This window comes from Kitasatospora sp. NPDC059795 (assembly GCF_042732175.1).
Taxonomy (GTDB): domain Bacteria; phylum Actinomycetota; class Actinomycetes; order Streptomycetales; family Streptomycetaceae; genus Kitasatospora.
Window position 1 is genome coordinate 807,510 of the sequence record NZ_JBHWID010000001.1, and the last position, 23,840, is coordinate 831,349.

A 23,840-nucleotide genomic window follows, 5' to 3' on the forward strand; every position below is an offset into this window, starting at 1 on the left:
GAGACGAAAGCAGCGGTGTCCAGTGAGCGACCAGAGGATGCGTGACTACCTCAACCGGGTGACCATCGACCTTCGGGACACCCGGCAGCGGCTCCGGGAGGCCGAGGCCCGCACCAGCGAGCCGATCGCGATCGTGGCGATGAGCTGCCGCTTCCCCGGTGGTGTCCGCACCCCGGAGGACCTGTGGGACCTGCTCGCCGAAGGCCGCGACACCGTCGCGCCCGTCCCCGGCGACCGGGGCTGGGAGACCGCCTGGCCGTCCGGCGGCACCGTCCCCGGGCGGGGGGCGTTCCTGGATGGCGCGGCGGACTTCGACCCGGAGTTCTTCGGCATCTCGCCGCGTGAGGCGGTCGCGATGGACCCGCAGCAGCGGCTGCTGCTGATGGCGTCCTGGGAGGCCGTCGAGCAGGCCGGCATCGACCCGCTCACCCTGCGGGGCAGCCGGACCGGGGTGTTCGCCGCGGCCATCGACCAGGGGTACGCGACGCTGGGCTCCGGCGCCGCCGAAGCCGTCCAGGGGTTCCTGATGACGGGGAACTCGATGAGCGTGATGTCCGGGCGGGTGTCCTACGCGCTCGGACTCGAAGGCCCCGCCGTCACCGTGGACACCGCCTGCTCGGCCTCGCTGGTGGCGCTGCACCTCGCGGCGCGCGCCCTGCGGGCCGGTGAGTGCTCGCTCGCCCTCGCCGGCGGGGTCAGCGTGATGGCGCTGCCGGCGGTGTTCGTCGAGTTCAGCCGACAGGGCGCGATGTCCGCCGACGGCCGCTGCAAGCCGTTCGCGGCGGCCGCGGACGGCACCGGCTGGGGCGAGGGCGTGGGGATGCTGCTGCTGGAGCGGCTGTCGGACGCGCGCCGCAACGGCCACCCGGTGGTGGCCGTGCTGCGCGGTTCGGCGATCAACCAGGACGGCGCCAGCAACGGCCTGACCGCCCCCAACGGCCCCTCCCAGCAGCGGGTGATCCGGGCGGCGCTCGCGGACGCGGGGCTGACGACGTCCGACGTGGACGTGGTGGAGGCGCACGGCACCGGCACCACCCTCGGCGACCCGATCGAGGCCGACGCGCTGCTGGCCACGTACGGCCAGGACCGGCCCGCCGACCGCCCGCTGTGGCTGGGGTCGCTGAAGTCGAACATCGGGCACACCCAGGCCGCCGCCGGGGTCGCCGGGGTCATCAAGACGGTGCTCGCGCTGCGGCACGGGGTCCTGCCGCGCACCCTGCACGTGGACGCGCCCACCCCGCACGCCGACTGGTCCTCGGGTGCCGTCGAACTCCTCACCGAGGCCCGCGACTGGCCCGCCGTCGACCGGCCGCGCCGGGCCGGGGTGTCCTCGTTCGGCATGAGCGGCACCAACGCGCACGTCGTCCTCGAACAGGCACCGGAGCCGGAGCCGGAAGCGGCGGACGGGCCGGAAGCGGCGGACGGGCCGGAAGCGGTGCCCGGGGCCGTGCTGCCCTGGGTGCTGTCCGGCCGCACCGCGTCCGCGCTCGGGGACCAGGCGGCCCGGCTGCGCGCCCGGCTCGCCACGGACGCGTCCGCACGGCCGGCCGACATCGGGTTCTCGCTGGCGACCACCCGGTCCGCCTTCGAACACCGGGCCGTGGTGATCGGCGCCGGGCAGGACGCCCTGCTGGACGGTCTCGCCGCCCTGGCCGGACCGGGTACGGCGGTGCCCACTGATGTCGTCGTGGGCACCGGCCGGGTCGTCGAGGGCCGGACGGCACTGGTGTTCCCCGGCCAGGGCTCCCAGTGGGCCGGCATGGCACAGGACCTGCTCGCCACCAGCCCCGCCTTCCGGGACCGCCTCGCCGCCTGCGACGCCGCCCTCTCCGCGCATGTCGACTGGCGGCTCCCCGCCGTCCTGGAAGGCGCGCCCGGGGCACCCTCCCTGGAACGGGTGGACGTGGTGCAGCCGGTGCTGTGGGCGGTGATGGTGTCACTGGCCGCGCACTGGGAGTCCTGGGGCGTCCGGCCCGACGCCGTGGTCGGGCACAGCCAGGGCGAGATCGCCGCCGCCGTGGTGGCGGGAGCGCTGAGCCTGGAGGACGGGGCGAAGGTCGTCGCCCTGCGCAGCCGCGCCATCCGGGCGCTGGCCGGACTCGGCGGCATGGTCGCGGTGTCCCTGCCCGAGGACCGGGTCCGCGCCGAGATCGCCCCCTGGGCCGAGAAACTGTCGGTGGCCGCCGTCAACGGGCCCGCCACCGTGGTGGTCTCGGGGGAGACCCGGGCCCTGGCCGAACTGCTCGCCCACTGCGAGGCACAGGGCGTACGGGCCCGGTCCGTCCCCGTGGACTACGCCTCGCACTCGGCCCAGGTCGAAGGGATCAGGTCCGAGGTGCTGGCCGCGCTGGCCGGCGTACGCCCGCTCCAGGCCCGGATTCCGCTGTTCTCCACCGTCACCGGCGACCGGCTCGACACCACGGTCATGGACGCCGACTACTGGTACCGCAACCTCCGCGGGACGGTCCGCTTCGACGCGGCCGTCCGCTCCCTGATCGAGCAGGGCCACGAGGTCTTCGTCGAGGTGTCGCCGCACCCGGTGCTGACCATGGCCCTCCAGGACACCGCCGAGGCCGCCGACGCCGAGGAGCCGCCCGTGGTCGTCGGCACCCTGCGCCGCGACGACGGCGGACCGCGCCGGGCCCTGCGCTCGGCCGCCGAACTGTGGGTGGCGGGCGCGGCCGTCGACTGGTCCGCGGTGTACGCCGGCACCGGCGCCCGCCCGACCGCCCTGCCCGGGTACCCCTTCCAACTGCGGCGCTACTGGCTGGAGCCGGAGACGGCGCCCGGCACCGGACCGGCCGCCGCCGACCCGCACGACACGGCCTTCTGGCACATGGTCGACCACGGCGCCCCGGCCGAGATCGCCGCCCACCTCGCCGTCGACGAGGACGCCCTCGCCCCCTTGTTGCCCGCCCTGCGCGGCTGGCGCAAGCAGCGGCGCGACGAGAGCGTCATCGACTCCTGGCGCTACCGCATCGGCTGGCAGCCCCTGCCCGACCCGCCGGCCGCCACCGCCGCCGCCGGCACCTGGCTCGTCGTCCTGCCCGCCGGACACGACGACGACGCACGGGTACGCGGCCCGCTGCTCGCCCTCACCGAAGCGGGCGCCACCGTCGTCACGGCCGAAGTCGCCGCCGACGCCGTCCGCCGCACGGACCTCGCGGACACGCTCGCCACCGCCCTCGGCGACCACGTCCCGACGGGCGTGCTGTCACTGCTGGCCGCCGACGACCGGCCCCACCCCGACCACCCGGCCCTGCCCACCGGGACGGCACTCACCGTCGCCCTGGTGCAGGCCCTGGGCGACCTCGCCCTCACCGCACCCCTGTGGTGCGCCACCGCCGGGGCCGTGTCCACGGGCCCGGACGACCCGGTCACCCACCCCCGCCAGGCACTGGTCTGGGGCACCGGACTGGTGGCCGCGCTGGAACTGTCCGCCCGCTGGGGCGGACTCGTCGACCTGCCGCCGGACCTCGACGCCCGCTCCAGGACCCGCCTCGCCGCCGTCCTGACGGCCCCCGGCACCGGCACGGACGGCGTCGGCCGCGAGGACCAGCTCGCGCTGCGCCCCACCGGCCTGCTGGCCCGCCGCCTCCGGCGCGCCCCCCGGAACGACAGCCTGAACGACAGCCGTAACGACAGCCGTACGAAGCACTGGAAGCCCCGCGGCACCGTCCTGCTGACCGGCGGCACCGGAGCCGTCGGCCCGCACCTCGTCCGCTGGCTGGCCCGCAGCGGCGCCACCCACCTCGTCCTGCCCGGCCGCCGCGGCCCCCAGGCACCCGGCGCGGCCGAACTCGCCGCGGAACTGGCCGCCCTCGGCGTACGACTGACCCTGCCCGTCTGCGACCTGGCGGACCGTCAGGCCGTGGCGGCGCTGCTCACCGGCCTGGAGACGGCGGGCGACCCGGTCACCGCGGTCGTCCACGCGGCCGCGTTCGTCGCGCTCGCCCCCCTGGACGGCACACCGATGTCCGCGTTCGAACAGATCGTCGCCGCCAAGGCCGCCGGCGCCGAACACCTCGACGCCCTGCTCGACCGCGAACTCGACGCCTTCGTCCTGTTCTCCTCGATCGCCGGAGTCTGGGGCAGCGGCGACCACGGCGCCTACGCCGCGGCCAACGCCTACCTCGACGCCCTGGCCCAGCACCGCCGGGCCCGCGGCCTCACCGCCACCACCGTCGACTGGGGCATCTGGCAGGCCGAGAACCCCTTCCAGGACCGCACCGCCGGACAGGACGCCGACCTGTTCAACCTGGAGCAGCACGGCCTGCCCCGGATCGCCCCCGACCTCGCGGTCCACGCCCTGCAACAGGCACTGGACGACGACGAGACCGTCCTCGCCGTCGCCGACGTCGACTGGGAGCAGTTCGCCGCCGTCTTCACCTCCACCCGCCCCAGCCCGCTGCTCACCGGCATTCCCGAAGCCCGCCGCGCCCTGGAGGCCGCGACCGGCGACACGGAGGCACCCGCCGCCGCACTGCTGCGCCAACGGCTCGCCGCCCTCGCCGAATCCGAACAGCACCGCCTGCTCCTCGACCTGGTCCGCACCCACGCGGCAGCCGTCCTCGGCCATCCCTCGGTGGACGCGATCCGGCCCGGCATGGCCTTCCAGGACATGGGCTTCGCCTCCCTCACCGCCGTCGAACTCCGCAACCGGCTCAACACCGCCACCGGACTGCGGCTGCCGTCCACGCTGATCTTCGACCACCCGTCGTCCACCGCGCTCGCCCGGGAGATCCGCGCCGAACTGCTCGGCCGGCAGGCCACCGACCCGAACCCCGCCGCCCCGGACGCCGCCGCGCACCCGCCCGCGCCCACGTCCGCGTCCGCGTCCGCGTCCGACGACGAGCCGATCGCGATCGTCTCCATGGCCTGCCGCTTCCCCGGAGGCATCGGCACCCCCGACGACCTGTGGCGCCTGCTCGCCGACGGCGGCGACGCCGTCTCGGACTTCCCCACCGACCGCGGCTGGGACATCGAAGCCCTCTACGACCCCGACCCCGACCGCCCCGGCACCTCGACCACCCGGCGGGGCGGCTTCCTGCACGACGCCGCCGACTTCGACGCGGAGTTCTTCGGCATCTCGCCGCGCGAAGCCCTGGCCATGGACCCGCAGCAGCGGCTGCTCCTGGAGACCACTTGGGAGGCGATCGAACGCGCCGCCATCGACCCGGCCGCCCTGCGCGGCAGCCGCACCGGCGTGTTCACCGGCGTCAACTACGCCGACTACGCGGCCGTCGTCGCCAAGTCGGAGGAAGGAGACGGCCACCTGCTCACCGGCAGCGCACCCAGCGTCGTCTCCGGCCGGGTCGCCTACACCCTGGGCCTCGAAGGCCCCGCCGTGACCATCGACACGGCCTGCTCCTCCTCACTCGTCGCCATGCACTACGCCGGCCGCGCCCTGCGCGGCGGCGACTGCTCCCTCGCCCTGGTCGGCGGCGTCGCCCTGATGGCGACCCCCGGCGCCCTGATCAGCTTCTCCCGGCAACGCGGACTCGCCGAGGACGGCCGCTGCAAGGCCTTCTCGGACGACGCGGACGGCATGGGCATGGGCGAAGGCGTCGGCGTCCTGCTGCTGGAACGGCTGTCGGACGCCCGCCGGAACGGACACCCGGTCCTGGCGGTGGTACGCGGCTCCGCCGTCAACCAGGACGGCGCCAGCAACGGACTCTCCGCCCCCAACGGCCCCTCCCAGCAGCGGGTGATCCGGGCCGCGCTGGCGGACGCGGGCCTGACGGCGTCCGAGGTGGACGTGGTGGAGGCGCACGGCACCGGCACCACCCTCGGCGACCCCATCGAGGCCCAGGCCCTGCTGGCCACGTACGGCCAGGACCGGCCCGCCGAACGGCCCCTGCTGGTCGGCTCCCTCAAGTCCAACCTCGGCCACGCCCAGGCGGCATCGGGCGTGGCGGGGGTGATCAAGACGGTGCTGTCCATGCAGCACGGGCAGGTGCCCCGCACCCTGCACGTCAACAGGCCCTCCGGCCACGTCGACTGGACACGCGGAGCGCTGGCCCTCGCGACCGAGCAGCAGCCCTGGCCGTCCCACGGCCGCCCCTTCCGGGCCGGAGTGTCCTCCTTCGGCCTGAGCGGCACCAACGTCCACACCATCCTCGAACACACCCCCCCGGAGGACGACGGCCCGCCGGCCGAACGCACCCCCCTGCCGGCGGTGCCCTGGCTGCTGTCGGCGAAGAGCCCGCAGGCACTGCGCCTCCAGGCCGACCGGCTGCGCAGCCACCTGGACGGCAACCCCGGGTCCGACCCGCGCGACATCGGATCCGCCCTGCACGCCCGCACCGCCTTCGAGTACCGGAAGGCACTGGTCGGGGACCGGGACCAACTCCACACCCTGCTGGGCCGGATGGCCGACGACGACTCGGGAGCGTGGGACGGCGGTCGCCCGGTCGACGGTCGTTCGGTGCTGGTGTTCCCGGGTCAGGGTTCGCAGTGGGTGGGGATGGCTGCGGAGTTGCTGGCGGGGTCGGAGGTGTTCGCGGGGCGGATGGCGGAGTGTGAGCGGGCGCTGGCGCCGTACGTGGGTTGGTCGTTGGCGGAGGCGCTGGGCTCGGAGGCGCTGTTGGCGCGGGTTGATGTGGTGCAGCCGGTGCTGTGGGCCGTGATGGTGTCGCTGGCGGAGGTGTGGCGGTCGTTCGGGGTCGTTCCGGACGCGGTGGTCGGTCACTCGCAGGGCGAGATCGCCGCCGCCGTGGTGGCGGGCGGTCTGAGTCTGGAGGACGGCGCCCGTGTGGTGGCGTTGCGTTCCCGGGCGATCCGCGTGTTGGCGGGCCGTGGCGGTATGGCGTCGGTGCCCCTGCCGGTGGACGTGGTGCGGGAACGCCTGGGCCGTCTGTCGGTGGCGGCGGTGAACGGCCCGTCGTCGACGGTGGTGTCGGGTGACGCGGACGCGGTCGCCGCGCTGGTGGACGAACTCGTGGAAGAAGGAGTGCGGGCGCGTCTGATCGACGTCGACTACGCGTCGCACTCCGCGCACGTCGAGGGGATTCGTGAGCAGCTGCTCTCCGATCTGGGCGGCATCGCGCCTCTCGCGGGTTCTGTGCCGTTCTTCTCGACGGTGACGGGCGGTTGGCTGGACACGGATGTCCTGGACGCCGAGTACTGGTACCGCAACCTGCGGGAGACCGTCGAGTTCGAGCAGGCCACGGCGGCGTTGCTGGCGGAGGGTTTCCGGTTCTTCGTCGAGTCCAGTCCGCATGCGGTGCTGGGTGTGGCGGTGGGGGAGTCGGTGGAGGCCGCGGGTGTGGACGCGGCGGTGCTGGGGACCTTGCGCCGCGGCGAGGGCGGTCCGGCGCAGGTGCTGCGTGCGGTGGGCCGCGCGTGGGAGTGCGGGTTGGGGGTGGACTTCTCGGGTGCGTTCCCGGGGGCGCGGCGGGTGGATCTGCCGACGTACGCCTTCCAGCGCAGCCGCCACTGGCCCGAGCCGGCGCCCACCACGGCGGCCGATGTGGGCGCGGCCGGGCTCGACCCGGCCGACCACCCCGTCCTCGGAGCGGCCATCGAGCTGGCCGACACGGGCGAACTGCTGCTCACGGGCCGGATCTCGCTGCGTACTCACCCCTGGCTCGCCGACCATGCGGTGGCCGGTACGGTCCTGCTGCCCGGTGCGGCCTTCGCGGAACTCGCGGTACGCGCCGCGGACGAGGCCGGCTGCCGCACGGTGGAGGAACTGACGCTCCAGGCACCGCTGTTGATACCCGTCGACACCGCCGTCCGCCTGCAGGTTCGGGTCGGTGCCACGGATGCGCACGGCAGCCGCTCCCTGGACCTGTTCTCCTGCCGCGAGGACGCGGCGACCCCGCACTGGACCGCGCACGCGACCGGCACGCTCATCGCCGACGCCACGACCCGCGAGCAGTCGTCCGTGCCCGTACCGGACGACGCCGGCTCCTGGCCCCCGCCCGGTGCCGTCCCGATCCCCGTCGACGACCTGTACGAGCGGTTCGATGCCTCCGGTTACGGCTACGGACCCGCCTTCCGCGGGCTCACCGCTGCCTGGCGGCGGGGTGACGAGATCTTCACCGAGGTACGTCTGCCCGAGGACCAGCACCGGTCCGCCTCCGCCTTCGGCGTGCACCCCGCCCTCCTGGACGCCGCCCTCCAGGGGCTGTTCCTGCGCACTCGGCCGGAAGCCGGACCGGGCCCGGACCGGCCGTCCGCCGGACTGCCGTTCTCCTGGAGCGGAGTCGGGCTGCACGCCTCCGGAGCCACCGCGCTCCGGGTGCGGCTCGGTTTCCGGCCGGACGGCTCGGTGTCGATCGACGCGACCGACCCGAACGGCCTCCCGGTCGCGTCGGTCGAGGCGCTCGCCGTCCGCCCGATCGACCTCGATGCCCTCCGCCCGAGCGGCGGCCCGGAATCCCTCTACCGGGTGGAGTGGTCGGCGGCGCCCGCGACCGCACCCGCCGACCCCCTCGGACACTGGGCTGTCCTCGGCGGCGGGGAGCTCTTCCCGGACAGCCATCCGGACCTGGCCGCGCTCGGTGCCGCGCTGGACGGGGGAGCGCCGTCGCCCGCCGCCGTGCTGGCCTGGTGCGGCCACACCCCGGACATCCTGCTGTCCCCGCCCGACGCCGCATCCGTGCACACCGCACTGGACGACGCCCTGCGGCTCGTCCAGGACTGGCTGGCCGACCCGCGGTGGGACGACGGCACCCGGCTGGTGCTCGTCACCCGCGGCGCGGTCGCCACGGCAGCCGGCGAGGAGGTCGCCGACCTCACCGGCGCCGCAGTCCGCGGCCTGGTCCGCTCCGCCCAGTCCGAGCACCCGGACCGTTTCTTGCTGATCGACACCGACGACCCGGCCGCCGTGGCCGGCCTGCTGCCCCGGGCACTGGCCGGAACGGAACCCCAACTGGCGATACGCGGCGGACAACTCCTCGCCGCCCGCCTCACCAGGGCCACCGTCGCCACGGATCTGGACACACCGTCCGATATCGCCGCAGGAGGGGGAACCGTCCTCGTCACCGGGGCCGGCGGCGCGCTCGGCGGCCTGGTGGCACAGCACCTCGTGACCGCGCACGGCGTACGGAACCTGCTGCTCGTCGGCAGGCGCGGCACGGACGCCCCGGGCCTGGCCGACCTCGCCGCCGACCTGCGCGGCCTCGGTGCCCGGGTGGACGTGGAGGCCTGTGACGTCGCCGACCGGGACGCGCTCGCCGCCCTGCTCGCCGGCATCCCCGTCGACCGTCCGCTGAGCGCGGTCGTCCACGCGGCCGGTGTCCTGGACGACGGGACGATCGAGTCGCTGACCCCCGGGCGGATGCGCCACGTCCTGCGGCCCAAGGTCGACGCGGCCCTCAACCTGCACGCCCTCACCCGTGACCTGCCGCTGTCGGCCTTCGTCCTGTTCTCCTCCGCGTCCGCCACGGTCGGCAACGCCGGACAGGGCAACTACGCGGCCGCCAACGCCTTCCTCGACGCGCTCGCCCAGCACCGCCGCGCTCTGAAGCTGCCCGCCCAGTCGCTCGCCTGGGGCCTGTGGGCGCGCCGCAGCACCATGACCGGCACGCTCACCGCCGCCGACCTGCGGCGGATGTCCCGGGGAGGCACCGCGGCCATCGGCAGCGAAGAAGGCCTGGCCCTGTTCGACGCGGCGCTCACCCTGGACGAACCGCTGCTCGTCCCGGTCAAGATCGACCTCGGCCGGCTCCGGACGGCGGCCCGGACCGGACCCGTCCCGGCCCTGCTCTCCGCCCTGGTCCCCGGCGCCGCACGCCGCCCCGCCTCCGGGGCGGACGCCGCCGAAGCGGACACGCTGCGCCGCCGGCTGACCGGCCTCACCCCGGAGGAACGCGTCGCCGCCCTGCTCGACCTGGTACGGAGCCGGGTCGCCGACATCCTCGGCCACGGCGGGCCCGAGGCCGTCGACCCGGACCAGGCGTTCAAGGACCTCGGCTTCGACTCGCTCACCTCCGTCGAACTCCGCAACCGGCTCGGCGCCGCCACCGGCCGCCGGCTGCCCGCCACCCTGGTCTTCGACCACCCCACCCCGGCCGCCGTCGCCGCCTACCTCACCGGGCGCCTGGTACCCGACGGGCCGGGCGACCCCGCCGCCGGGAAGGCCGCCGGGGCGCACCGCGCCGACCGGCCGGAGACACCGGACACGCCGGCTCCCGCCGCCGACATCAACGCCATGGCCGTCGACGACCTCGTCCGGATGGCCCTGGGCGGCGAACGTGACTGACCGACAGCCGCAGAAGGAGAAGCCCAACCCCATGCCCACCGACACGGACCAGGTGGTCGCCGCCCTGCGCGCCTCGCTGGTGGACAACCAGCGCCTGCGGCAGGAGAACCGACGGCTCCGCGACGACTCCGCCGAGCCCATCGCCATCGTGGCGATGAGCTGCCGCTACCCCGGCGGCGTACGCACCCCGGAAGACCTGTGGGAGCTGCTGGTCAAGGAACGCGACGCGGTCTCGCCGTTCCCCACCGACCGCGGCTGGGACGTCGAGGGCGGCTTCGACGCCGACCCCGACGCCCCCGGCACCTTCTACGTCCGGGAAGGCGGCTTCCTCCACGACGCGACCGGCTTCGACCCCGGCTTCTTCGGCATCTCGCCGCGCGAGGCCCTCGCCATGGACCCGCAGCAGCGGCTGCTGCTGGAAGCGTCCTGGGAAGCGGTGGAACGCGCGGGCATCGACCCGGCGACCCTGCGCGGCAGCCGCACCGGCGTCTACACCGGAGTGATCTACAGCGAGTACGGCTCCCGGCTCGGCCGGGTGCCCGACGAGCTGGAGGGCTTCCTCGGCACCGGCACCATCCCCAGCGTTGCTTCGGGCCGGATCGCCTACACCCTGGGCCTGGAAGGCCCGGCGGTCACCCTGGACACCGCCTGCTCGTCCTCCCTGGTCGCCGTCCACCTCGCCTGCCAGGGGCTGCGCTCCGGCGACACCACCCTCGCCCTGGCCGGCGGCGTGACCGTGATGTCCACCCCCGGCCTGTACGTCGGATTCAGCCGCCAGCGCGGCCTGGCACCCGACGGACGCAGCAAGTCCTTCTCGTCCGCGGCGGACGGAGCCGGGTTCGGGGAGGGCCTGGGCCTGCTCCTGCTGGAACGGCTCTCGGACGCCCGGCGCGCGGGGCACCCCGTGCTGGCCGTCATCCGCGGCTCGGCCGTCAACCAGGACGGCGCCAGCAACGGACTGACCGCCCCCAACGGGCCCGCGCAGCAGCGCGTCATCAACGGGGCGCTCGCCCGGGCCGGACTCGACCCGTCCGAGGTCGACATGGTGGAGGCGCACGGCACCGGCACCGTCCTCGGCGACCCCATCGAGGCCCAGGCGCTGATGGCCACGTACGGGCAGGACCGGCCCGCCGGGCGGCCGTTGCGGCTGGGCTCGCTGAAGTCCAACCTGTCCCACACCCAGGCCGCCGCGGGCGTCGGCGGGGTGATCAAGTCGGTGCTGGCGATGCGGCACGGCGTGATGCCGCGCACCCTGCACGTCGACCGCCCCTCGCCCCACATCGACTGGACCGAGGGAGCCGTCTCCCTGCTCACCGAGGCCGCCCCCTGGCCGGAGACGGGACGTCCGCGCCGGGCCGGGGTGTCCTCCTTCGGCGCCAGCGGGACCAACGCCCACGTCATCCTCGAACACACCCCCCTGGAGGACGACGGCCCGCCGGCCGAGCGCACCCCCCTGCCGGCGGTGCCCTGGATCCTGTCGGCGCGCACTCCGGACGCGCTGCGCGCCCAGGCGACGGCGCTGTACGAGCGGGTGGTGGCGGAGCCGGACTTGAGCGTGGTGGACGTCGGCCATTCGCTGGCGGCGGGGCGTTCGCGGTTCGCGGAGCGCGCGGTGGTGGTGGGAGCGGACCGGGGCGAACTGCTGGCCGGTGTCGCCGCCCTGTCGCGAGGCGTGCGCGCGGCGGGCGTGACGGTCGGCAGCGGGCTGCCCCCGGGTCGTTCGGTGCTGGTGTTCCCGGGTCAGGGTTCGCAGTGGGTGGGGATGGCTGCGGAGTTGTTGGCCGAATCGGCGGTGTTCGCGGGGCGGATGGCGGAGTGCGGGCGGGCTCTGGCGCCTTATGTGGATTGGTCGTTGGCGGAGGCGCTGGGGTCGGAGGCCCTGTTGGCGCGCGTTGACGTGGTGCAGCCGGTGTTGTGGTCGGTGATGGTGTCGCTGGCGGAGGTGTGGCGTGCGTTCGGTGTGGCTCCGGACGCGGTGGTCGGCCACTCCCAGGGCGAGATCGCGGCGGCCGTGGTGGCCGGTGGTCTGAGTCTGGAGGACGGGGCGCGGGTGGTGGCGCTGCGTTCCCGTGCGGTGGGGGCGTTGACGGGCCGTGGCGGGATGGCGTCGGTGCCGCTGCCGGTGGAGGTGGTGCGGGAACGGATCGCGGGCCGGCTCTCGGTGGCGGCGGTGAACGGCCCGTCGTCGGTGGCGGTGTCGGGCGACGCGGACGCGGTCACGGCACTGGTGGAGGAACTTCTGGAGGAAGGGGTGTGGGCGACTCGCATCGAGACCGACTTCGCCTCCCACTCCCCGCACGTGGAGGAGATCCGCGAGCGCCTGCTCGCCGACCTGGCCGGCATCACCCCCCTCCCGGGTGCGGTGCCGTACTACTCCAGCGTGACCGGCGGCCTGCTGGACACGAAGTCCCTGGACGCCGAGTACTGGTACCGCAACATCCGGCAGACCGTCGAGTTCGAGCGGGCGACCCGCTCGCTCCTCGCGGCCGGGCACCGCGTCTTCATCGAGTCCGGCCCCCAGCCCGCCCTGATGTACGCGATCGAGGACACGGCCGCCGACGCGGGCGCCCCGGAGACGCTGGTGCTCGACACCCTGCGGCGCGGCGCCGGCGGGCTCCGCCGACTCCAACTCGCCCTCGCCCAGGCACACGTCCGGGGCCTGCGCGTCGACTGGGAACGACAGTTCGCGGGAACCGGCGCCCAGCGGGTGGACCTGCCCACCTACGCCTTCCAACGAGCCCGCTACTGGCTCGACGCCCAGCCGGCCGACCACGACCGGGCGGCCACCGGCCAGTCCGCCGCCGACCACCCGCTGCTCGGCGCCGCGATCGAACTGCCCGACGACGCGGGCACCCTCTTCACCGGCCGGCTCTCCTCGGCCACCCACCCCTGGCTCGTCGACCACGCCGTGGCCGGAGCCGTGATCCTGCCCGGCGCGGCCCTCGTGGAGCTGGCCGCGCACGTGGGCCGCCGCCTCGGCTGCGCCCTCGTGGAGGAACTGACCCTCGCCGCCCCGCTGGTGCTGCCCGACGACCAGGCCGTGCACCTGCACGTACGGGTGGGCGCCGAAGACGGCACGGGACGGCGTCCGGTGGAGTTCCACTCCCGGCCCGAGGCTGCCCCCGGCGCCGCCGACCGGCCCTGGACCCGGCACGCGACCGGCACCGTCGGCCCCCTGGACCCCTCGGCCGACCCGGACGACACGGCCGGCAGCTGGCCCCCGCCCGACGCGGTCCCCCTCGACGTGGACGAACTGTACGGGCTGCTCGAAGCCCGGGGCGTCGCCTACGGCCCGGCGTTCCGGGGCCTGCGCGCCGCCTGGCGCACCGCCGACGCGATCCACGCCGAAGTGGCCCTGCCCGACGGCCTCTCCGCCGGCGGAGCGGGCGGCTTCGGCGTGCACCCGGCCCTCCTGGACGCGGCCCTCCAGACGACCGGGCTGCGCGAAGGCGCCGCGACCGCGGAGCCCGCCGACGGCGTCCCCCTGCCGTTCTCCTGGCAGCGCGTCGCGATCGACACCTCCGACGCGTCGGTCCTGCGCGTCCGGCTGCGCCCCGACGGCCCGGACGCCGTCACCGCGCGGATCACCGATCCCTCGGGGCGCACGGTGGCGACGGTCGGCTCGCTCACCCTGCGCACGGCGTCCACCGCCGCACTGCGGGCGTCCTCCGGCTCCGTCTTCCACGTCGGCTGGACGCCGGTCACGGCCGGGACCGGCCCGCGCCCGATCACCCGCTGGGGCCTCCTCGGCGCGCGCGACGAGCGGCTGCTGCCGGCCGGCTTCCCCACCGAACCCCCGTCCGCGGCACCCGACGCGCTGCTGCTGACCTGCCCGACGGACGCCTCCGCCCAGGACGCGGACCCTGCGGCGGTGCACGCGGTCGCGTCCGGGGTCCTGGACCGCGTCCAGGCCCACCTGGCCGACGACGACACGGCCCGGACACCCCTGGTGGTGCTCACCCGGGGTGCGACCGGCCCGCTCGGCGCGCAGCCGCAGTCGCAGTCGCAGCCGGAGCCGGCGGACCTCGGCGCGGCGGCCGTCTGGGGCCTGCTCAGGGCCGCTCAGCTCGAACACCCCGACCGGTTCGTGCTGTTGGACGTCGAAGGGCCGGACCCGGACGGTCTCGGCGACGCGCTCGCCGACCTCCTCGCCACGGGCGAACCCCAGGCGGCCCTGCGCGGCGGCGTCCTCTACGTGCCCCGACTGGTACGGCCGCCGGCCGCCACCGCCCTCGCGACCGGCACCGCGACCGAGACCCGGTCGGCCGGCCCGTTCGGGCCGGCCGAGGGGACGGTCCTGCTGAGCGGCGGCGGCGCTCTCGCGGCCGTCCTGGCGCGCCATCTGGTCGCCGCGCACGGGGTGCGCCACCTCCTCGTGCTGAGCCGCCGCGGCGCCGACGCCCCCGGCATGCCGGAGCTGACGGCGGAGCTGGCCGAGGCCGGAGCCGAACTGACCGCCTCCAGCTGTGATGTGTCCGACCGTCAGGCCCTGGCCGCCGCCCTGGCGGCCGTCCCCGAACGCCATCCGCTGTGCGCCGTGGTCCACACCGCCGGAGTGCTCGACGACGGTCTGCTGGACGGGCTGACGGGGGAGCGGATGACCGCCGTCCTGCGGCCCAAGGTCGACGCCGCCCACCACCTCGACCGGCTGACGCGCGGAGCGGACCTCGCCGCGTTCGTCGTCTTCTCCTCCGCCGCGGGCGTGCTGGGCAGCCCCGGCCAGGCGTCCTACTCGGCCGCCAACGCCGCGCTCGACGCCCTCGCCGCGGAACGCCGACGGCTCGGGCTCCCCGGCCTGTCCCTGGCCTGGGGGCCCTGGGAGCGGGTGAGCGGGATGACGGCGGAGCTCGGCGGCCCCGAACGGCAGCGCATCGACCGGCGCGGCGCCCGCGCCCTGTCCGACCAGGAGGCCATGGCCCTGCTGGACACCGTGTGCGCCCCGGACACCGCCCTGCCGGGAGACGGGAGTCCCGTCGTCCTGGCCCATCTCGACCTCACCGTGCGCGGCGACGGCCCGGTGCACCCGATGCTGCGCTCCCTGGTCCGGCGCAGCGCGACCGCGACGACCGGGGCGAAGAGGACGCCGAACGCCGCCGCAGCGCTGCGGCAACGGCTCGACGCCGCCGCCGACGCACCGGCACGCGAGCTGGTCCTGCGCGAACTCGTCCTCGCCGAGGCCGCCGAAGTCCTCGGCCACACCGACTCCGGGGCGCTGTCCGCGACGGTGCCCTTCCTCTCCGTCGGATTCGACTCGTTGACCGCGGTCGAGCTCCGCAACCGGCTGGCCGCCGTCACCGGACTGCGGCTGCGGCCCTCCGCCGTCTTCGACAGCGGCACCCCCGCCGCGCTCGCGGCGCGCCTCGCCGCCGAGGCCCGGGCGGAGGACACCCCCCGGCCCGAAACGGCACCCGCGCCCGGAACAGCCGATTCCGACGCCGACCCGGTGAGCGTGCTGTTCCGCCAGGCCTGCGCACTCGGCCGGATCGACGAGGGCATCGCCCTGCTCAAGACCGCCTCCGCCCTGCGCCCGGCCTTCCACAGCGGCAGCGACCTCGCGGCCGCCGGCACCGGCCCGCGGCTGCTGCGCCTGAACGAGCGCGCCGACGCCCCCGTACTCGTCTGCTTCGGCTCCGTCGTCGCGCTCGGCGGCGCCCACCAGTACGCCCGCTTCGCCGCCCGCTTCCGGGACCGCTACGCCGTCGCCGCCCTCGACGCCCCCGGCTTCGTCCCCGAGGAGGAACTGCCCGCCGACATGGCGGCCCTGCTGGACTTCCAGGCGACGACACTGCTCCGGGAACTGCCCGGACGGACGCTCGTGCTGGCCGGCTCCTCCTCGGGCGGCACGCTCGCCCACGGCGTGGCCGCCGCGTTGGAGCAGCGCGGCGAGGGCCCGGCGGCCGTGGTGCTGCTGGACACCTACCTCTCCGACAACCAGGGCATCACCCAGTTCAACGACGTCCTGCTGGGCGGCATGTTCGCCCGCGAGGACCGGGCGGCCCCGATGGACGGGGCCCGGCTGACCGCGATGGGCGGCTACTTCCGGCTGCTCGACGACTGGAAGCCCCCGGCGGTCCGCGCCCCGCTGCTGCTGGTCCGCGCCTCCACCCCGCTCGGCCGCCCGTCCGCCGAAGCCGGTGACTGGCGCTCGACCTGGGCCGGCGCCGACGCCGTCGTCGACGTCCCCGGAGACCACTTCTCGATCATGGAACAGCATGTCGCGACCACCGGCGACGCCGTCGCCGCCTGGCTCGACGCCACCCTCCGCACCCCCGGTGCCCGGTGAAAACGAAGGAGAACCCGTTGACCCCGTTCGACGATTCCGCCCCGCGACAGGCCCTCACTGTGCTGGGAGCCGGGGTGATGGGCGTCGGAATCACCGTCCTCGCCCTCGGACACGGCCTGCCGGTCCACCTGGTCGACGTCGACCGGGAACGGCTCGACCGGGCCGCGGACCTGATCGACGGCGAACTCCGGCTGGCCGAACTGATGGGCGCCCTGCCCGACGGGACGCCCCGCGGCGCCCTGGCCACCGGCACCTCGCTCAAGGTTGCCGCCGGAGCCACCGCCGTCGTCGAGGCGGTCACCGAGAACGCCGCGATCAAGGCCGCCGTCCTGTCCGAGGTCTCCGGACTGGTCCGGCCCGGAACCCTGCTGATCACCAACACCTCCTCCATCCCCGTCGACGAACTGGCCGGGGCCCTGGAACGGCCGGAGGAACTGGTCGGCACCCACTTCATGAACCCGCCCTACCTGATCGGAACCGCCGAAGTGGTCCGCGGCGCGCGGACCGGGGACGCCACGATGGCCGCCGTGGCGGCCCTGCTCACCGCACTGCGGCGGAAGGCGGTGGTCGTCCGGGACGCACCCGGCTTCGTGACCAGCCGCATCCTGCACCCGATGATCAACGACGCGGCCCGGGTCGTGGAGCAGGGCACGGCGAGCGCCGAGGACGTCGACGCCCTGATGCAGGGCTGCCTGGGACACCCCACCGGCCCGCTGCGCACCGCGGACCTGATCGGCATCGACAACCTCGTCGACTCCCTCACCGTGCTCCACGAACGCACCGGCGACGACGGCTGCCGCCCCGCCGAACTGCTGCTCCGGCTCGTCCGCGAGGGCCGGCTGGGCCGCAAGTCCGGGCGCGGCTTCTACGACTACGCCTGACCACCCCGACCGACCACCCGACCGATCACCCCGACCGATCACCCCGACGAGGAGACAGCCATGACCGCAGCGAACACACCCGACACCCACGCCCTGGAGAAGGAACTGCTGGAATTCCTGGAAGGACGCACCGGGACCGCCTGGGACGCCGACACCGACCTGTTCGACGCCGGCGGCCTGTCCTCCCTCTTCGCCATGCAGGTGGTGGTGCACCTGGAGAAGACCTACGCCATCGCCGTCCGCGGCGCGGACCTGCGGCTGGACAACTTCCGCACCGTCCGGCGGATGGCCGAGCTGGTGGGCCGGCTCCGGGTGCCCGCCGCCGGGGGCCAGCATGGGTGACGACCTGAGCAGCGCGATGACCTCCGTCACCCTGCGGGTCGGCGACCTGGCGGGGGAGTGGGACCGGACCGGCCTCATCCCGCGGGACCTGCTCCGCGAACTGGGCGCCGAGGGCCGGCTGTGCGCCGAAGTCCCGGAGCAGTACGGCGGCTGGGGGCTCGGCAGCATGCACAGCGGCGCGTACACCGCCCACGTGGGAAGCCTGTGCAGCTCGCTGCGCAGCGTGATGACCTCCCAGGGCATGGCGGCCTGGACCATCCAGCGCCTGGGCACCGCCGAGCAGGCGGCCGCCCACCTCCCCCGGCTGACCGGCGGCGAACTGGCGGCGGTCGGCTTCAGCGAGCCCGGTGCCGGCAGCGACCTCTCGGCGATGACGACGACCGTCCGCCGCGACGGCGACACGGTCGTCGTCGACGGCCACAAGAAGTGGGTGACCGCCGCCCACTACGCCGACCTGCTGGTGATCGTCGGCCGCCACGAGGACGGTGCGGTGGCCGTGGTGGTGCCCGCCGACACGCCCGGCGTCCGGATCGAGCGGATCGCCGACCCGCTCGGCTGCCGCGCCGCCGGGCACGCCGACGTCCACCTCGACGGGGTGCGGCTGCCGGCCGACAGCGTCCTGGGCGGTCACGCACTGCCGCCCGCCCTGCTGGTGACGACCGCGCTGGCCTACGGGCGGATGTCCGTCGCCTGGGGGTGCGTGGGCATCCTGCGGGCCTGCCTGGCGGCGGCCACCGCGCACGCCGCCGGGCGGCAGCAGTTCGGCAGGCCGCTCGCGGAGCACCAGCTCGTCGCCGGACACCTCGCCGACCTCTACACGGCCGAGCAGGTGGCCACCCGGGTCTGCGAGCACGCCAGCCGCTGCTGGGACGAAGGGTCGCCGGACCAGGTGGTGGCGACCGTGCTGGCCAAGCACGTCAGCGCGACCCAGGCCGCCCGGGGCGCGGCGACGGCCGTCCAGGTGCTGGCCTCGGCCGGCTCCCGGGACGGGCACGCGGTGGCCCGGGCGTACCGGGACACCAAGCTGATGGAGATCATCGAGGGCAGCAACGAGATGTGCCGGCTGATGCTGGCGCAGCACGCCCTCTCCGCCCCGGGGGCGTCATGAGCGCGCCCGCGGCCGACGAGACGAGGAAGGACGACATGGCTGGCACCGTCAAGTGCCTGGTCTGGGACCTGGACGACACCCTCTGGCAGGGCACCCTGCTGGAGGACGGCGAGGTGCACCTGCCGGAGGAGATCCGCAAGGTGGTGATCGAGCTCGACTCCCGCGGCATCCTCCAGTCCGTGGCCAGCCGCAACGACCACGAGCACGCCTGGGCCCGGTTGGAGGCGTTCGGCCTGGCCGAGTACTTCGTCCTCCCGGAGATCGGGTGGGGCGCCAAGTCCGAGTCGGTGCGCCGGATCGCCGACCGGCTGAACTTCGCGCTCACCGCCATGGCCTTCGTCGACGACCGGCCCGCCGAACGCGCCGAAGTGGCCTTCCACCTGCCCGAGGTGCGGTGCTACCCGGCCGAGCAGGTCCTCGACCTCCCCGAACTCGCCGAGTTCACCCCCGCGACCAGCACCGTCGACTCCCGGCGGCGCCGCCAGATGTACCAGGCGGGCTTCCTCCGGGAGGCCGAGCGGGCGGCCGCCCCCGGCCCCGACGAGGAGTTCCTGCGCTCCCTGGACCTGCGGATGCGCATCGGCCGGGCCACCGGCGAGGAACTGTCCCGGGTCGAGGAACTCACCCTGCGCACCAGCCAGATGAACGCGACCGGGGTCCACTACCCGGACGAGGTGCTGCGCGGCCTGATCACCGACCCCCGGCACGAGGTCCTGGTGGTCACCCTCACCGACCGGTTCGGCCCGCACGGCGCGGTCGGCGTCCTGCTGCTGGAGCGGCACCCGGGCCTGTGGCACCTCAAGCTGCTCGCCACCTCCTGCCGGGTCGTCGCCTACGGCGCCGGCGCGACCCTGCTGAACTGGCTGGCCGACGCCGCCGCCCGGTCCGGGGTCCACCTGGTCGCGGACTTCCGGGCGACCGAACGCAACCGGATGATGGAGATCGCCTACCGGTTCGCGGGTTTCGAGGGCCTGGACGAAGCCCCGTGCCCGTGCGCCGCCGTCCTCGCACCGGCCCCGGAGGACACCGGACTCCAGCGCCTGCACCTGGTTCCCGGCCCGCGCGTGGTGTCCACCGTCATGAGCGTGGACGCACCCGACCTGAACGTGCCGGAAGGAGGCCCGGGAACGTCGTGACCGCTGCGGGGCCCGGCGCTCCCGGGCCCCGGCGGCCGCCGTCAGCGCTTGCGGACGAGCGTGATCCCGTCGGCCATCACCAGGAGCGACAGCTCCACCCGGGGGTCCTCGTGCAGCACCCGGTTCAGCGCCCGGACCCCGGCGGTCTCCGGGTCCACGGCGTTCGGATCGGCGACCCGGCCGAAGAACAGCGTGTTGTCGACCACGATCAGACCGCCGGCGCGCAGCAGCGCCATCGAACTCTCGTAGTAGCGGACGTAGTTGGTCTTGTCCGCGTCGATGAACACCAGGTCGAAGCTCTCCGGTCCGCGCTCCGCCAGCAGCGCGTCCAGGGTCGCGGCGGCGTCGCCGATCCGCAGGTCGACCCGGGAGTCGACCCCGTCCCGCTTCCAGAAGTCGGCGCCGATGGCCGGCCACCGCTCCTCGATGTCGCAGGACACCAGCACCCCGTCGGCCGGGAGGGCGCGGGCCATGCACAGGGTGCTGTAGCCGGTGAAGGTGCCGATCTCCAGCACCGTACGCGCTCCCGTCAACCCGACCAGCAGAGCCAGCAGTTGGCCCTCCTCGGCCATCACCTGCATGGCGGTCCCGCCCGGCAGGCCCGCGGTGGTCTCCCGCAGCTCCCTGAGCAGATCGTCGTCACGGAGGGAGACCTCCCGGACGTAGGCGAGCAGGTCGCGGGTGGCTGCTGTCTGGTCGGCCATGGCGAAAAGGTCCTCTCGGAGGGAGATCGGGGCAGTCGGGGCAGGAGGAGAACGGATCGAAAAGGATCGAGTTGCCGGGACGGTCACCCGGCGCGCATGTACGCGTGATCGTGCTGCCGCACGGCGACCGCCTGCGCCCGCTCGTGGGCGTAGGCCCGCAGCAGTGCGTCCAGCCGGTAGCGGCCTTCCGTCGGCGCGCCCAGCAGGTTCGCCTCGACCAGCGCGTCCAGGGCCTCTTCGGCCTGGTCCTCGGAGCAGCCGACCATCACGGCGACCCTGCTGCTGGAGACCGAGCACGCCCCGGCGGCCCCCAGTGCGGTGAACACCTCGGCCGGGTCGACCCCGGCCGGCGCCGTCCGCCGGAGCCCGGCGTGGTCGGCGTCGAGGCAGGGCCGGACCCCGACGTCGCCCGCGCACAGTTCGTCCAGCAGCCGCGGGGCCTCGGTGAGCCGCTGGGCGAAGCGCCCGATGCTCCAGTGCGGGCGCTCCAGCAGCCGGGTCCCGGCGATCCGGATCGCCAGCGGCAGGCCCGCGCAGACCGTCAGCACCGAACGGGCCGCCCGCGGTTCGGCGCCGAGCCTGGCCGGGCCGACGATGCTGCCCAGCAGCTCCAGCGACCCGGCCTCGTCCAGCGGGCCGATCCGGAGGGTGCGCGCCCCCTCCAGATCGGCCAGTCGACGTCGGCTGGTCACCAGGAGCCTGCTGCCCCCGCTGCCCGGTATCAGCGGCCGCACCTGTGCGGTGCTGGAGGCGTTGTCGAGCACCACCAGCAGACGGCGGTCCGCGGTGAGCGAGCGGTAGAGGCTCTCCCGTTCCGACTCCTCCTCGGGTATCTCGTCCCGGGGCACACCGAGGTCCGCGAGGAACCGCGGCAGCACCGCCCGGGCGGTCAGCGGCCGCGCGGCTCCGCCGAGATCCGCGTAGAGCTGGCCGTGCACCGAGGAACCGCGTACGGCGTGCGCCGCGTGCAGGGCCAGCGCGCTCTTGCCGACACCGCCCCGGCCGGTCACCACCGTCGTCGCGACCATGCCCGCGGGCATCGTGCCGATCGTGAGGAAGTGCTGCAGCCGCGCCAGCGCACCGGAGCGGGCCGACAGCGGCAGCGGCACCGAGGGAAGCTGCGCCGGACTCGGCCAGCAGGACCTTTCCCAGGCCGCGGCCGGCACCGCCGCGACGGCCGACGCCGGGGCCGTCGCGGGCTGCTCCAGCGGGTCGGGCGTACGGGGCCGGTCGTGGGCCGAGAGGATGCGCCGGTGGACCTCGTGCAGCTCGGCGCCCGGTTCGGCGCCGAGCTGCTCGACGAGCAGCACCCGGGTGCGCCGGTAGAGGTCCAGGGCCTCCGACTGCCGTCCCGAGCGGAACAGCGCCAGCATCAGCTTGCCCACCAGGGCCTCCCGCAAGGGGTGCTTCCGCACCAGCCGCACCAGCTCCGGCACGACCTCGGCGTGCCGCAGCAGCGCCAGCTCCGTGTCGAACCGCAGCTCCATGGTCTGCAGGCGAAGCTCCTGGAGGTAGCGGCCCTCCACATCGCGCAGCGTCTGCGACGGGATGTCCGCCAGCGGCTCCTCGCGCCACAGGGCGAGCGCCTCGGCCAGCTTGGCGGCGGAGCCCTCCAGGTCTCCGCGCTCGGCCAGCTCCGCCGCGTGCCGGCGGTGGGCCGTGAACTGCCCGAGATCGCTCTCGTGCTCGTCGAGTTCGAGGAGGTAGCCGGGCGCCCGGGTGAGGATCCGGGCGGAGGCCTTGCCCAACGACCGCCGCAGGCGCATCACATAGGTGCGGACGGTCGCGGCGGCACTCGGCGGCGGGGCGCCGTCCCAGACGTACTCGGCGATCCGGTCGACCGAGATGACCCGGTTGGCGTTGAGGAGGAGCGCTGCCAGGACCACGCGCTGCCTCGGCGCCGACACGTGCACCTCACGCGCGTTCAACCGGACGGACAGCGGGCCCAGCAACAGGAAGTTCAACGGGAGACCTCTTCATCACACGACCGGTGGGCAAGATTGCCTACAGCGTCTTGGGTGGCCGTGTACGGGTCAACGCGGTCCTGTCGGGTCTAGATGTATTCCTAGAGTGCAGGTCTTGCGCTCATGCCGCGTTTACGCTGCGCAGTACCATCGCGGCCGTCAGGGCCGGGCCAGTTCTCACCATTCGCCGAAGAGATTGGCCGGAATTGAACCCGGACATGAGCGGACGGATGCGATCCGGTGCGTACTTGCTGACATTCCGGGCGGTATGGCAGTCTGTCATATGCGGTGTCCATGACGCGTTCGCCGATCGCCGTCGACCGGGGCTCCCCGTATTAGCGCGCATCAGACGGCTTGCCGGTGCGGATGACGTCCCACGTGATCACCGCACCCCGCCCGTCGGCACCGCGCGGATTTCGAAGGGATTGAAAGTCCGATATGAACTCCCTCTCTTTGGACAGCGACCTCTGGTGCCGTCGCTTCCATCCCTCGCCCACGGCCACGCGCCGGCTGGTCTGCTTTCCGCACGCCGGCGGCTCGGCGAGTTTCTACTTCCCGGTGTCCGCCGCACTGTGCGGCCCGGTCGACCTCCTGGCCGTGCAGTACCCCGGCAGGCAGGACCGCCGGAAGGAAGCCGGGGTCCAGGACCTGCACCGGATGGCCGACGACGTGGCCGAGGCGCTGCGCCGCTGGGACGACCTCCCGCTGACGCTCTTCGGGCACAGCATGGGCGCGCTCGTCGCTTTCGAGGTGGCCCGGCGGATCGAGCGCGCGGGCGGCCGGATCGACCACCTCTTCGTCTCCGGCCGCAGAGGGCCGTCCGCGGACCGGCCCGAGCACGCCCCCCTCGACGACGAGGGCATCGTGGCCGAGGCCAAGGCGATGGGCGGCACCGACGCCCGGTTCCTGGAGGACGAGGAACTGCTGGGGATGGTGCTGCCCGCGCTGCGCGGCGACTACCGGGCCCTGGGGGCCTACCGGGCCGACCGCGACGCCGCGGTCGGCTGCCCGGTCACCGCCGTGGTGGGGGACCAGGACCCCTGGACGCCGGTCCCCGAGGCCGGGCACTGGCGCGACCGCACGACGGGTGCCTTCGACCTCAAGGTCTTCCCCGGCGGGCACTTCTACCTCAGCAGCCGGGCGGACGAGGTGACCGGCATGCTCCGCGACCACCTCGCCGGCACGCTGCGGACCTGAGAACACGGACGACAA

Annotated in this window: 9 protein-coding genes; 7 read left to right on the forward strand and 2 right to left on the reverse strand. The window is 74.7% G+C overall.

Features of this window, described 5'->3' with window-relative positions; genetic code table 11:
* Positions 1-22: 22 nt before the first annotated feature.
* Genes ACFV4P_RS03735 through ACFV4P_RS03760 form a run of 6 tightly spaced genes read left to right on the forward strand, consistent with a single transcriptional unit; the run spans position 23 to position 19,960 of the window.
* The gene (locus ACFV4P_RS03735) at positions 23-10,210 is read left to right on the forward strand and encodes a type I polyketide synthase (RefSeq protein ID WP_380466985.1); all 10,188 of its coding nucleotides are present in this window, start codon (positions 23-25) and stop codon (positions 10,208-10,210) included.
* A 31-nt stretch (positions 10,211-10,241) separates the two neighbouring features.
* Positions 10,242-16,493, forward strand: a complete 6,252-nt coding sequence (locus ACFV4P_RS03740; protein WP_380466987.1) for an SDR family NAD(P)-dependent oxidoreductase — start codon at positions 10,242-10,244, stop codon at positions 16,491-16,493.
* Positions 16,490-17,374 (forward strand): 3-hydroxyacyl-CoA dehydrogenase family protein, encoded by an 885-nt coding sequence (locus ACFV4P_RS03745; RefSeq protein WP_380466990.1) that lies wholly within the window; start codon positions 16,490-16,492, stop codon positions 17,372-17,374. Before ACFV4P_RS03740 ends, ACFV4P_RS03745 begins: the two co-directional genes overlap by 4 nt.
* A 60-nt stretch (positions 17,375-17,434) precedes the next feature.
* Positions 17,435-17,716, forward strand: a complete 282-nt coding sequence (locus ACFV4P_RS03750; protein WP_380466992.1) for an acyl carrier protein — start codon at positions 17,435-17,437, stop codon at positions 17,714-17,716.
* Positions 17,709-18,824, forward strand: a complete 1,116-nt coding sequence (locus tag ACFV4P_RS03755; protein WP_380466995.1) for an acyl-CoA dehydrogenase family protein — start codon at positions 17,709-17,711, stop codon at positions 18,822-18,824. Before ACFV4P_RS03750 ends, ACFV4P_RS03755 begins: the two co-directional genes overlap by 8 nt.
* Before the next feature lie 35 nt (positions 18,825-18,859).
* Positions 18,860-19,960 carry an HAD-IIIC family phosphatase gene (locus tag ACFV4P_RS03760; protein ID WP_380466997.1) on the forward strand — a complete coding sequence of 367 codons (1,101 nt, stop codon included), beginning with the start codon at positions 18,860-18,862 and terminating at the stop codon, positions 19,958-19,960.
* 41 nt (positions 19,961-20,001) lie between these two features.
* Here ACFV4P_RS03760 and ACFV4P_RS03765 read toward each other — a convergent pair whose 3' ends face one another.
* On the reverse strand, positions 20,002-20,664 hold the full coding sequence (locus ACFV4P_RS03765; protein ID WP_073810200.1) for a class I SAM-dependent methyltransferase: 663 nt from the start codon (positions 20,662-20,664) through the stop codon (positions 20,002-20,004).
* An 83-nt stretch (positions 20,665-20,747) separates the two neighbouring features.
* Positions 20,748-22,628: a BTAD domain-containing putative transcriptional regulator gene (locus tag ACFV4P_RS03770; RefSeq protein ID WP_380467000.1), complete on the reverse strand. Its 1,881-nt coding sequence runs from the start codon at positions 22,626-22,628 to the stop codon at positions 20,748-20,750.
* A 438-nt stretch (positions 22,629-23,066) separates the two neighbouring features.
* Between ACFV4P_RS03770 and ACFV4P_RS03775 the strand changes: the two genes are divergently transcribed.
* A complete protein-coding gene (locus ACFV4P_RS03775) occupies positions 23,067-23,825 on the forward strand; it encodes a thioesterase II family protein (protein WP_380467003.1) in 759 nt (252 codons plus the stop codon).
* Positions 23,826-23,840: the final 15 nt, after the last annotated feature.